The following is a 13,133-nucleotide window of genomic DNA, read 5'->3' as shown; positions in this document are numbered from 1 at the left end:
TGAGTCCTAAGTTATTCGCTGAAAATGGGGATGTTGGCAATTCGGGGGCGCCATTCGGCGGGGCCTGAGTCATGCACGGAATGACCTTGGCTATCCACGGCTACCGTGACTGGCATATCCTCAACCGTGAACTCATAAATGGCTTCCATGCCCAAATCGGCAAAGGCGACCACACGGGATGCCTTGATCGCTTGCGAGATCAGATAAGCCGCGCCGCCGATAGCAATCAGGTATACCGACTGATGTTGCTTAATCGCTTGTACCGTGACTTCGCCACGTTCGGCCTTGCCTATCATGCCGAGCAGGCCGGTCTTGGTCAGCATGGTGTCGGTAAAGCGGTCCATACGTGTGGCCGTGGTGGGGCCTGCGGGGCCGATGATTTCGTCCCCAACCGGGTCGACCGGGCCAACGTAGTAGATAAAGCGGTTGGTGAAATCCAGCCCCTCTGGCATAGGTTCATTGCGTGCAATCAAGTCTACGATGCGCTTGTGGGCAGCATCGCGCCCCGTAAGCAATTTTCCCGAAAGCAGGAGTTTCTCGCCAGGCTGCCACGTTGCAATATCAGCTTGCGTGAGCATGTCCAGGTTGACGCGGCGCATGGGGGTGCTGGCATCCAGTGCAATTTGGGGCCAGTCTTCCAGTATCGGTATGGGAAGCTGGGTAGGGCCGTTGCCATCCAGGGTGAAGTGGACGTGGCGGGTGGCAGCACAATTGGGAATGATGGCGACAGGCAGGGAGGTGGCGTGGGTAGGCGCTTCCAATATCTTCACATCCAGCACTGTGGTCAGGCCGCCCAGGCCTTGTGCGCCAATACCCAGGCGATTCACTTTTTCATAAATTTCCAGCCGTAGCTCTTCAGCACGGGTGTGTGGGCCACGGGCTTTTAAAGCCTGGATGTCGATAGGCGCAAACAAGGATTGCTTCGCCAGTAGCATGGCTTTTTCTGCGGTACCACCAATGCCGATACCGAGCACACCGGGCGGGCACCAGCCAGCGCCCATTTCCGGGACGGTTTTCAGCACCCATTCGACGATGTCGTCAGAAGGCTCCAGCATGGCGAGCTTGGATTTGTTTTCCGAGCCGCCACCCTTGGCAGCAATATGAATTTCCACCGTATCGCCCGGCACCATCTCGACATGCACGACAGATGGCGTGTTATCGCGGGTGTTGGGGCGCTTGCCTGCCGGATCTCGCACAATGGAAGCACGCAGTCGGTTGTCAGGGTCAAGGTAGGCGCGGCGCACACCTTCATCCACCATGTCCTGCAAGCTCATGCTGGTCTGCCATTGCACGCTCATGCCAATGGAAACAAAGGCCACCACAATCCCGGTATCCTGGCACAGTGGACGTTGCCCTTGTGCACAGAGGTAGGAGTTGATGAGGATTTGCCCAATGGCATCACGCGCTGTGGGAGAGGGTTCACGTTGCCATGCATCGTGCATGGCGGCAAGAAAGTCGGGCGAGTGATAGCAGGCGATGTATTGCAATGCCTGGTGGATGCTGCTGATGAAATCTTCTTGGCGGATGACGGCCATGGCGCGGAAATTCAACTGGAATATTTAATAGTGAATTATACCTGAGCGAGAGAAAAAGGCCCTTAGTCACATCAGGCCCGCACAGCGCCTTGAAAACCAGATGCGTCAGCACGGGGGAGTGTGGCTGACTGCTGGGCATGATGAATCATTTTCATCCGCTGTGAATCTGTTTCAAAGCTGTTGCGCGGTGAACATGTTAAAATCCGGCTTATTCATTTTTATACCCGAGATATAGAACATGTTTAGCACGGCCAAAAACCTGAGCGTTGTTGATCCCGATCTGTGGAAGTATGTGGAAGCTGAGCGTCATCGCCAGGACGAACACATTGAACTGATTGCCTCCGAAAATTACACCAGCCCTGCAGTGATGCAGGCGCAGGGTTCGCAACTGACCAACAAGTATGCAGAAGGTTACCCAGGCAAGCGCTTCTATGGTGGCTGTGAGTTTGTTGACGAAATTGAGCAACTGGCGATTGATCGCCTGAAAAAGCTCTTCGGTGCTGAATATGCCAACGTCCAGCCACATTCTGGTTCCCAGGCGAATCAGGCCGTGTATTTCTCCATTCTTAAACCTGGTGACACCGTCATGGGCATGAACTTGGGTCATGGTGGTCACTTGACCCATGGTTCGCCAGCCAACCTCTCCGGCAAGTTGTTCAATATTGTGGCTTACGGCCTCAATGACAAGGAAGAGATTGATTACGACGAAATGGAGCGTATTGCGCTGGAAACCAAGCCCAAGCTGCTGATTGGTGGTGCTTCTGCTTATGCGCTGCGTTTTGATTGGGCGCGCATGGCGGAAATCGCCAAGAAGGTCGGCGCTTATTTCATGGTGGATATGGCTCACTATGCAGGCTTGATCGCTGCTGGTGTTTACCCTAATCCAGTGCCACATGCGGATTTCGTGACTTCCACTACCCACAAGACCTTACGCGGCCCGCGTGGCGGCTTGATTATGGCCAAGGCAGAGTTTGAGAAGTCGCTGAATTCCAGCGTATTCCCTAGCCTGCAGGGTGGTCCGCTCATGCACGTGATTGCTGGTAAGGCGGTGGCTTTCCTGGAAGCTGCGCAACCTGAGTTCAAGACTTACCAAGAGCAAGTGCTGAAGAATGCCGACACCATGGCCAAGACCCTGGCTGCACGTGGCTTGCGTATTATCTCCGGTGGTACACAGTCGCATGTGTTCCTGGTTGACTTGCGTCCCAAGGGACTGACGGGCAAGGCTGCTGATGCCTATCTTGGCCAGGCACACATCACCGTGAACAAGAACGCGATTCCGAATGATCCAGAAAGCCCATTCGTGACTTCTGGCATCCGCATTGGTTCGCCTGCCATCACTACGCGTGGTTTCAAAGAGGCAGAAGCTGCCGAAGTGGCTAACTTGATTGCCGATATTCTGGATAATCCGACGGATGAATCCGTGATTGCCGCGACCAAGGCCAAGGTGCATGCCTTGACTTCACGCTTCCCGGTTTACGGCGCTTAACTCTTGATGACTTGCGCACTGGCTTGCTGCTAGTGCGCGGTTTTCACCTCTTCTTTGCAAGCCTAGGGATTTAAGTGACGCCATGAAGTGCCCCTTTTGCGGTGCCGACGATACGCAAGTGATCGATTCCCGTGTCAACGAGGAAGGTGACTCCATTCGCCGCCGCCGCCGTTGCAATGCTTGCGATAAGCGGTTTACCACTTATGAAACTGCAGAGTTGCATTTGCCCCAGGTGGTCAAGCAGAACGGTAATCGCGAGGAGTTCAATCGCGACAAATTGCGCCTGTCTTTTACTCGTCCCTTGCATAAACGCCCAGTGCCTACCGAATATGTAGATCATGCCTTGGAGCGCATTATCCAGAAAATCCTTGCCAAGGGAGAGCGTGAAATTATTGCGCGTGATCTTGGTGAGATGGTGATGCAGGAGTTGAAAGCCATGGATAAAGTCGCCTATATCCGGTTTGCATCCATTTATCGAAGCTTTCAGGATGTTGGCGATTTCAGTAACGTCATCCGCGACCTAGATTGATTAATAAAGCCGACAGTTGTCGGCTTTATTATTTTGTTGCCGGAGTACTGCCGTTTTTCTTTTTATCACCCGCTTTGACTCATAGCGATGGCACGTGTCTTGTCTCTTGGCCTTGCCAGCTATTATCATGAGGCCATCATGATCATCAATACCCCACCTGTTTTTTCTGCTGCTGACTATCAATATATGAGTCTTGCCTTGCGTGAGGCAGCCAAGGGCTTATATGGCACCAGCCCCAATCCGCGCGTTGGTTGCGTGATCGTCAAGGATGGCAACATCGTGGGCTATGGCGCGCATCTGAAGGCCGGGGAGCCGCATGCAGAGGTGCATGCGCTCAGGATGGCTGGGGAGTATGCAGCAGGTGCTGATGTATACGTAACTTTGGAGCCGTGTAGTCACTTCGGGCGTACGCCGCCATGTGCTGATGCGTTGGTAAAAGCGGGCGTCAAGCGTGTGGTTGCCGCCATACAAGACCCTAATCCGTTGGTGGCAGGCAATGGCCTGAGGCGGTTGGCTGAACATGGTATTGAAGTCGCTTCCGGCTTATTGGAGCATGAAGCCAAAGCATTAAATACTGGGTTTATCTCACGCATGACCAGGCAACGTCCCTGGGTACGCAGCAAGATTGCCGCCAGCCTGGATGGCAAGACTGGCCTCAATAATGGGGAAAGCAAATGGATTACTGGCCCCGACGCTCGCCAGCATGTGCAGCAATGGCGTGCGCAGTCTTGCGCGATACTCACTGGTGTGGGCACCATACTGGCGGATGATCCGCTACTTACTGTTCGCGATACCGATCTGTTGCAAAAGCGGCACGGCGTGCAGCCATGGCGCATTATTGTCGATAGTCAATTACGCATGCCACCAACAGCAGCCATCTTGCAGGCTGGTCGAGTAGTGGTCGTGCATGCAGTGAGCCTGCCCGAGCGGGAGCGAGCCTTGCAGGACGCTGGGGTTGAGTTATTGGCTTTACCTGGTGAGGGTGGTCGAGTTGATCTGGCCGCAATGCTGCATGGCCTGGCACAGCGCCAGATTAATGACGTCATGGTTGAGGCCGGGGCGGTATTGAATGGCGGCCTGTTAAATGCTGGGCTGGTGGATGAATTGCTGTTGTATTACGCGCCGATACTGCTCGGTGGTGATGCCCGCAATATGTTCGCGATGGCCGAGTTGCAAAGCATGCAGCAGAAAATCCAATTACAAACACTGGATTCTCGCCAGGTGGGTGTGGATTGGTTTATACGCGCCAAGCCCGTGATGTAGCCGAGGAATAATGCTGATCGATACCCATTGCCACCTGGATGCTCCCGAGTTTGACCATGATCGTGCAGCTGTTGCACAAGCTGCTTGGGCAGCAGGCGTTGGGATTATCGTGGTACCTGCTGTCTTTCGTCGCAATTTTTCGTCAGTGCAAGCGCTGGCTGCGCAGTATCAGGGGTGTGCCATGGCTCTGGGCATACATCCATTATTTGTTGATCAATCCCAACCGCAGGATGTAGCCATTTTGGCTGAGGAAATTCAGCGATGCCGTCACGAGATAGTGGCTGTCGGGGAGATAGGCCTGGATTTTTTCATCGAGCATTATGATAGAGAACGTCAGGAGTTTTTCTTTATTGAGCAGCTCAAGCTCGCGCGGGAATATGACTTGCCAGTGCTGTTGCATGTCAGGCGCTCGGTGGACCAAGTGCTGAAACAGGTGCGGCGCTTTAAAGTGCGTGGTATTGCCCATGCCTTCAATGGTAGCCTGCAACAGGCGCAGGAGTTTATCAAGCTGGGGTTTAAGCTCGGGTTCGGCGGTGCAATGACATATGAGCGGGCACTCAAGATACGCCACTTGGCTAAAGTGCTGCCATTGGAGTCCATTGTTCTCGAAACCGATGCGCCAGACATCCCGCCATCATGGTTGGGACATCAAGGACGTAACCAGCCAGATCAGTTGGTGCGTATTGCCGAAGTGCTGGCAGAGATCAGGCAAGAGCCGGTTGAATCAATCATCCATTCAACCACAAAAAATGCGCTTGACATTTTGCCGAACCTTGCTCGGTTATGCACATCACCTCAAGTGATACTTTAAGCGATGTTAAAAAATGTTAACAATCCAATGACTTGAATTAAGTTCATGATTTTAAAGTAATAAAAAATAAGTTCATTTTTTGTGCGATCAAAAAAAAGCATTATAAATTGGGAAGTTACACTTTTAAGTCACAGCTATCCACACAATTATCCACAGATTTTGTGGATAGCTCAGCAAATAGCTGATTCAGGATATTTTCGACGCATTACCTGAGGTTGGAGGCGATAAGGGACGTTTGCAATTGAGTCAGTCCATGCATGAAAGATGTCGTGGTGAAAAGTATGAAGTGGAATTTTCTGCGTGCTTCTCAGATTGCCATGAATTGTTCATTCATCCTGTGCTGATTGTGGGATCTGGGTCGTGTTCTTTGTCAAGTTGTGCACACAAGCTCAAGTATTACTTAAACTTTTCATGAGAATATCAATAAATCCAAGTACATATATTTTTTATATATAAATCAATGAGTTGTGTTTTGGTGTAAAAAATGAGCAATGCGTATAACCCCTTGTAATTACAATGGTTACACTTTTAAGTCACAGCTATCCACAAAATTATCCACAGATTTTGTGGATAGTAATATTTCTTGTTTCCAAGTAGAAAAATGAAGATAGGTCAACAATTATTTCGCACTATCTGGCCAGTGAGTGATGAAGCGCTGCCCGGGCATTACCATGTCGCCATTATTGACCAGACAGCCTTGCCGCATGCATGGCAGATATTGACACTGAACTCCGTGCAACAGATGGCCGATGCTATCCGCAGGATGCAGGTGCGCGGGGCTCCCTTGATCGGTGCGGCCGCGGCTTATGGTATGGCACTCGCCAGTCAGCAATCTGCCACTGATGAGGCTTTGCAGGTGGCTGCTAGCAGCTTACTGGCAAGCCGCCCGACAGCAGTCAATTTGCGCTGGGCAGTGGATCGCATGATGCGCGAGCTGTTGGCCATACCGGAGGCCCTGCGCTGTGAACATGCTTGGCTAGAGGCCGCACGGATAGCAGATGAAGATGTGCGTATCAATCAGTCTATCGCCCAGCATGGACTGGCCATGTTGCAAGCCCTGGCAGCAGATAAGCCCGGGCGCTTGAATATTCTGACCCACTGCAATGCGGGTTGGTTGGCAACGGTGGATTGGGGGACAGCGTTGGCCCCGATTTATGCCGCTTTTGATGCGGGTATGGATATTCATGTGTGGGTGGATGAAACCCGCCCGCGCAACCAGGGTGCCAGCCTGACCGCCTGGGAGTTGCAGCAGCACGGCGTGCCCTACACGGTGATTTGCGATAACGCTGGTGGCCACTTGATGCAGCGTGGACAGGTGGACTGTGTCATTGTCGGTGCAGATCGTGTGAGCAGGGTAGGCGATGTGTGCAATAAGATAGGCACATATCTTAAGGCATTGGCTGCGGCAGATAATCAAGTGCCATTTTTCGTGGCGGTGCCTACGCCAACAATAGACAGGCAGCTTGAAGATGCCATCAGGGATATCCCGATCGAGGAGCGCCCAGCAGATGAAGTGCATATGATGGCTGGTCTCACCTCTGCGGGTACGGTGGAGTATGTTCGCGTAACACCCGAGGGCAGTGCGGCCGCCAACCCTGCGTTTGATGTCACACCTGCCAGGCTGGTGACCTCTATTATCACCGAGCATGGTTGCTATGCGCCCAAAGATTTGCACGATATGCTGCAGCGTATTGATCCAATTTAAGCCGATTTGATTTCAGGTAAAACCAGCCCATGCATCTATATGACCTAGCGCAACTGCGGGAAATCGAGCAGCAACATCTTGCAGAAAGTCTGATGGAAAAAGCCGGCCTTGCAGCTGCTGGCTTGGCAGGTAGGCTATTGCAGTCACATGAGTACAGCGTACTGGTGTTGGCCGGGCCAGGGAATAATGGCGGTGATGCGCTGGTGGCGGCACGTCATCTCAAGGCGGCCTGGCATCAAGTGACGGTGGTGTTTACCGGCCAACGGGAAACCCTGCCTCCCAATGCCGCCGCTGCCTATGATGACTGGTTGGCTGCAGGTGGTGAGTTATGCGCTGAGATGCCCGCACATGGCCATTGGCAGTTGGTCATCGATGGATTGTTTGGTATTGGTTTATCGCGCCCGTTGGACAGCCGCTATCGTGCACTGATTGAGCAAGTGAACACGCTGGGACTGCCAGTGCTTGCCCTCGATATTCCCAGTGGCTTATGCATGACAACGGGGCGTGTGCTGGGTGCCGCTATTCATGCCAGCCATACCTTGAGTTTCATCGGCCTCAAACCCGGCTTGTTTACCCTGGATGGCCCGGATCATGTCGGGGAAGTGCATCTGGATACATTGGGTTTGGATACTGGGCATGCTGATGCTGCAGGTGTATTGATTGATCAGCCGCCAGCCTTGCCTCGTACACGCAGGCGCAACAGCCACAAGGGTAGCCATGGTAGCGTGGGGGTGATTGGTGGTGCTGAATATATGGTGGGTGCGGCCATCCTCGCTTCCAGGGCGGCGCTGCTATTGGGTGCGGGGCGCGTCTATTGTGGCTTGCTTTCACAGCAACCTCTGGCGCTGGATACAACACAGGCCGAACTGATGTTGCGTGATGTTGCATCTGTGCCCGCGCTATCCAGTGTGTTGGTGATTGGCCCCGGCTTGGGGAATTCAAGTGCAGCGCTGGCGACGTTGCATGAGGTACTGCCGCAGCTCATGCCGATGGTGCTGGATGCGGATGCCCTCAACCTGCTGGCTGATCACCCTGAACTCCACATCAGGCTGCGGCAACGTGCGCCGGGCAGCACTGTGCTTACGCCGCACCCTGGCGAGGCGGCAACTTTGCTTGCTTGCAGTAATGCTGAGGTGCAGGCTGACCGTATCGCTAGTGCATTGAAGTTGGCGCACAGCTATCAAGCTATCATCGTGCTCAAGGGCTGTGGCAGCATCATTGCCTTGCCTGACGGTCGCTGGTTTATCAACCAGAGTGGCAACCCCGGGATGGCAAGCGCGGGCATGGGCGATACCTTGTGCGGCATCATTGCTGCATTGCTTGCGCAGGCAATGCCCATGGAGCAGGCTGTGCTGCTGGGCGTCTATTTGCATGGCGCTGCTGCTGATGCGTTGCTTGAGCGTGGCACAGGCCCCATCGGCTTAACAGCCAGTGAGGTGGGGATGTCTGCACGGGCGTTGCTCAATGAGTGGGTATATGGCCGAGAATGAAGGCAGGCAGTCGCTAGGCATGATTGCTTGTTAAGCAATCATGCAAGAGTGTGGCCTTACTGGTTGAATATTAATCACAAGGCTTGAATTGCCACTGTGTTGCGCGGATTTCCCATTTGTGGGTAATAGGCGTTTGCAGTAAAATCTAGCCCCGTCCGCAATGTCCAAAGTTTTTATTCCATGACCAAATTTGTATTCGTTACCGGCGGGGTTGTTTCCTCTTTAGGTAAAGGCATTGCAGCCGCCAGCTTAGGCGCAATTCTCGAATCGCGTGGCATCAAGGTGACCATGCTCAAGCTTGACCCCTATATCAACGTCGACCCAGGCACCATGAGCCCGTTCCAGCATGGCGAAGTGTTCGTCACCGATGACGGTGCCGAGACTGACCTGGATCTTGGGCACTATGAGCGCTTCATCAGCGCACGCATGGGCAAGCGCAATAATTTTACTACCGGCCAGATTTATGAAACCGTGATCAAGAAAGAGCGTCGCGGTGAATACCTGGGCAAGACCGTACAGGTTATTCCGCACATTACTGATGAGATCAAGGCCCACGTCAAGCGTGGCGCAGAAGGCGCTGATGTTGCCATCGTTGAGGTTGGCGGCACCGTGGGTGACATCGAGTCCCTGCCTTTTCTTGAAGCTATCCGCCAGATGGGCATTGAAGAGGGCCGTAATAACACCTGTTTCATGCACCTGACGCTGTTGCCATGGATTCCCACCGCTGGCGAACTCAAGACCAAGCCTACCCAGCACTCCGTGAAGGAGTTGCGTGAGATTGGTATCCAGCCGGATATCCTGCTTTGTCGTGCTGATCGCGCCATTCCAGAAGACGAAAAGCGCAAGATCGCCTTGTTCACCAATGTGCCGCATGAAGCGGTGATTTCGGTGATGGATGCTGACACTATCTATAGTATTCCCCGCATGTTGCATGAGCAGATGCTGGACGAAATCGTCTGCCACAAGCTGAACCTGCTGGCGCGTGCTGCAGATTTATCGAGCTGGAACCGTATCGTCCACACGCTTAAGAACCCCAAGCACGAAGTCAATATTGCTTTTGTCGGCAAGTATGTTGATCTGACCGAGTCCTATAAGTCACTCACCGAAGCCCTGATTCACGCTGGTATTCATAATGAGTCCAAGGTGAATATCCACTATATCGATTCTGAGGATGTGGAAAAGCAAGGCACTGCTGAACTTGAAAAGATGGATGCCATCCTGGTGCCGGGCGGTTTCGGCAAGCGTGGTACCGAAGGCAAGATTGCTGCAATTCGTTATGCACGCGAGAGCAAGACCCCGTACCTGGGTATCTGCCTGGGCATGCAGTTGGCCGTGATCGAGTTCGCGCGTAATGTCGCCAAACTCAAGGATGCCAACAGTACCGAGTTTGATCCCAAGTCCCCGCATCCGTTGGTTGGCTTGATTACCGAGTGGAAGGGTGCAGACGGCAAAGTCGAGCAGCGCAGTGAAGATTCTGACCTGGGTGGCACCATGCGCTTGGGCGCACAAAAGTGTCCTATTGTGCCGGATACCAAGGCATTTGCTATTTACGGTGCAGAAGTGAACGAGCGTCACCGTCACCGTTATGAAGTCAACAACAACTATGTTGATCAGCTGGAAAAAGCTGGCCTGATTGTGTCCGCACGTACGCCCACTGAACAACTATGTGAGATGGTGGAGTTGCCAGGCAACGTGCATCCATGGTTCGTGGCTTGCCAGTTCCACCCCGAGTTCACCTCCAACCCACGTACCGGGCATCCGCTGTTTAATGCCTATATTGAGGCTGCCCTGACCAATCAGGCAGCGAGAAAGGCTTAATCATGCAACTTTGCGGTTTTGAGGTGGGCATAGACCAACCCTTGTTCCTGATTGCTGGCCCATGTGTGATTGAATCGCAGGAAATGGCGATCGAGACCGCAGGCCAGTTAAAAGAGCTGACAACTGCCTTGGGCATTAACTTCATTTACAAGTCTTCATACGATAAGGCCAATCGCAGCTCTAACAAGACCTTCCGTGGTTTTGGCATGGATGAGGGCCTGAAGATACTGGATGAAGTGCGTCGCCAGATCGGTGTGCCCATCCTGACGGATGTGCATACTGAAGATCAGGTGCCGCATGTGGCGGCCGTGGTGGATGTGCTGCAAACCCCGGCATTTCTCTGCCGCCAGACTGATTTCATCACTGCTTGTGCCAAGTCTGGCAAGCCGGTGAACATCAAGAAGGGCCAGTTCTTGGCACCCGGCGACATGAAACAGGTAGTGCAAAAGGCAAAAGAAGCTAATGGCGGCGCAGATACCATCATGGTGTGCGAGCGCGGTGCTTCTTTTGGGTACAATACTTTAGTCTCTGATATGCGTGGACTCGCCATTATGCGCGAGACGAATTGCCCGGTGGTATTCGATGCCACGCATTCAGTCCAGCAACCTGGTGGCCAAGGGGACAAGAGTGGCGGCCAGCGCGAGTTCGTGCCCGTGTTGGCACGTGCAGCCGTGGCAAGCGGTGTGGCAGGGGTATTCATGGAAACTCATCCTGACCCTGCCAAGGCTTTGTCCGATGGCCCCAATGCCTGGCCTCTGCCCAGGATGAAGGCTTTGCTGGAAGTGTTGGTCGACCTCGACCGTGTGGTGAAAAAAGCCGGCTTTATTGAGCATACGCTGTAAGCCGGCACAAAATCCAAATTCAAACTGAGGAAATAAAGCATGAGTGCAATTGTTGATATTATTGCCCGCGAGATTATTGATTCCCGCGGTAATCCCACTGTTGAGGTAGATGTCCTGCTCGAATCCGGCGTGATTGGCCGTGCTGCCGTGCCTTCCGGTGCTTCTACTGGTACCAAGGAAGCCGTTGAGTTGCGTGATGGCGATGCTGCACGTTACCTGGGCAAGGGCGTGTTGCAGGCTGTTGAAAACGTCAACACTGAAATCACCGAAGCTATTATTGGCCTGGACGTGGAAGAGCAGAGCTTCATCGACCAGACCTTGATCGATCTCGACGGTACAGAGAACAAGAGCCGCCTGGGCGCCAATGCGATCCTGGCTGTTTCCATGGCATGCGCTCGCGCTGCTGCAGAAGAATCCGGCTTGCCGTTGTACCGCTACCTGGGTGGTTCTGGTTTCATGCAACTGCCTACCCCAATGATGAACATCATCAACGGTGGCGCACACGCTGAAAACAGCGTGGACATGCAAGAGTTCATGATCATTCCTGCTGGCCTGCCGACTTTCCGTGAAGCCCTGCGTGCAGGTGCCGAAGTATTCCACGCCTTGAAGAAAATCCTTCACAACGAAGGCCTGGCAACCACCGTGGGTGACGAAGGTGGCTTTGCACCTGATCTGCCATCCAACGAAGCTGCGATTCAATACATCCTGCAAGCGATTACTGCCGCTGGCTACGAGCCAGGTCGCGACATCCTGCTGGGACTGGATTGCGCCAGTTCCGAGTTCTACAAGGATGGCCTCTATCACCTGGAATCCGAAGGCCTGCAACTGACTTCCGCGCAGTTCACCGACTACCTGGCGACCTGGGTAGACAAGTATCCCATCGTCAGCATTGAAGATGGGATGTCCGAGCACGACTGGGATGGCTGGAAGCTGTTGACTGACCGCCTGGGCAAGAAGGTACAGCTGGTGGGTGACGATCTGTTCGTGACCAATGCCAAGATCCTGCGCGAAGGTATCCAGAAGGGTGTGGGTAACTCCGTGCTGATTAAGGTGAACCAGATCGGTACCTTGACTGAGACTTTCACTACCATCGAGACTGCCAAGCGCGCTGGCTATACTGCAGTGATTTCGCATCGCTCCGGTGAGACAGAAGACACCACTATTGCTGATATCTCCGTGGCAACCAATGCCTTGCAGATCAAGACTGGCTCCTTGTCACGTTCCGAGCGTATTGCCAAGTACAACCAGTTGCTGCGCATTGAGGAAGAGTTGGGCGATGCCACCAGCTATGCAGGCAAAGAAGCGTTCTATAACCTGAAGTGAAACTCCTCACCCTCATCTTTGTGGCCTTGATTGCCTTGCTACAGTATCCGCTGTGGCTGGGTAAAGGTAGCTGGCTGAGGGTCTGGGATTTAAACCAGAAAATCGTTGCGCAGAAGAGCAGCAATGCCGAGTTGAAGCTGCGCAACGATACCTTGGATGCTGAAGTGCGCGACCTCAAGCAGGGTAATACTGCGATTGAGGAGCGGGCACGAAGTGAACTGGGCATGATCAAGCAGGATGAAGTGTTCTATCAAGTGATAGACCAGATACCCTCTAGCCCAACACCACAGCCAGTTGCGCCGACAACTGGTCAACATGAGTAAGCTGTCCT

At 53.3% G+C, this 13,133-nt stretch carries 11 protein-coding genes; 10 read left to right on the top strand and 1 reads right to left on the bottom strand.

Annotation, left to right across the window (positions count from 1 at the left end; all coding sequences use genetic code 11):
* Positions 1–11 precede the first annotated feature (11 nt).
* Positions 12–1,535, bottom strand: a complete 1,524-nt coding sequence (locus LG202_RS07025; RefSeq protein ID WP_230347679.1) for a fumarate hydratase — start codon at positions 1,533–1,535, stop codon at positions 12–14.
* A gap of 238 nt (positions 1,536–1,773) precedes the next feature.
* Between LG202_RS07025 and glyA the strand changes: the two genes are divergently transcribed.
* The 10 genes from glyA (at position 1,774) to ftsB (ending at position 13,125) form a co-directional block, all read left to right on the top strand.
* A complete protein-coding gene (gene glyA / locus LG202_RS07020; RefSeq protein WP_230347678.1) occupies positions 1,774–3,021 on the top strand; it encodes a serine hydroxymethyltransferase in 1,248 nt (415 codons plus the stop codon).
* Positions 3,022–3,103: 82 nt separating this feature from the next.
* Positions 3,104–3,550 (top strand): transcriptional regulator NrdR, encoded by a 447-nt coding sequence (gene nrdR, locus LG202_RS07015; RefSeq protein WP_230347677.1) that lies wholly within the window; start codon positions 3,104–3,106, stop codon positions 3,548–3,550.
* Positions 3,551–3,688: 138 nt separating this feature from the next.
* On the top strand, positions 3,689–4,813 hold the full coding sequence (gene ribD / locus LG202_RS07010; protein ID WP_230347676.1) for a bifunctional diaminohydroxyphosphoribosylaminopyrimidine deaminase/5-amino-6-(5-phosphoribosylamino)uracil reductase RibD: 1,125 nt from the start codon (positions 3,689–3,691) through the stop codon (positions 4,811–4,813).
* A gap of 10 nt (positions 4,814–4,823) precedes the next feature.
* Positions 4,824–5,624 carry a TatD family hydrolase gene (locus LG202_RS07005; protein WP_230347675.1) on the top strand — a complete coding sequence of 267 codons (801 nt, stop codon included), beginning with the start codon at positions 4,824–4,826 and terminating at the stop codon, positions 5,622–5,624.
* A 601-nt stretch (positions 5,625–6,225) separates the two neighbouring features.
* A complete protein-coding gene (gene mtnA, locus LG202_RS07000; protein ID WP_230347674.1) occupies positions 6,226–7,329 on the top strand; it encodes an S-methyl-5-thioribose-1-phosphate isomerase in 1,104 nt (367 codons plus the stop codon).
* 29 nt (positions 7,330–7,358) lie between these two features.
* Positions 7,359–8,819 (top strand): NAD(P)H-hydrate dehydratase, encoded by a 1,461-nt coding sequence (locus tag LG202_RS06995; RefSeq protein ID WP_230347673.1) that lies wholly within the window; start codon positions 7,359–7,361, stop codon positions 8,817–8,819.
* A gap of 180 nt (positions 8,820–8,999) precedes the next feature.
* Complete coding sequence (locus tag LG202_RS06990; RefSeq protein ID WP_230347672.1) at positions 9,000–10,637, top strand: CTP synthase; 1,638 nt, start codon at positions 9,000–9,002, stop codon at positions 10,635–10,637.
* Positions 10,638–10,639: 2 nt separating this feature from the next.
* Positions 10,640–11,479, top strand: a complete 840-nt coding sequence (gene kdsA, locus LG202_RS06985) for a 3-deoxy-8-phosphooctulonate synthase (RefSeq protein WP_230347671.1) — start codon at positions 10,640–10,642, stop codon at positions 11,477–11,479.
* 39 nt (positions 11,480–11,518) lie between these two features.
* Entirely contained in the window at positions 11,519–12,802 is a 1,284-nt protein-coding gene (gene eno / locus LG202_RS06980) for a phosphopyruvate hydratase (protein ID WP_230347670.1), read from the top strand.
* Positions 12,799–13,125, top strand: a complete 327-nt coding sequence (ftsB, locus tag LG202_RS06975) for a cell division protein FtsB (protein WP_230347669.1) — start codon at positions 12,799–12,801, stop codon at positions 13,123–13,125. Before eno ends, ftsB begins: the two co-directional genes overlap by 4 nt.
* Positions 13,126–13,133 lie beyond the last annotated feature (8 nt).

The organism is Methylobacillus methanolivorans, assembly GCF_054588515.1.
Note: the sequence above shows the minus strand (reverse complement) of the source record. Positions and strands in the feature narration are given on the sequence as shown.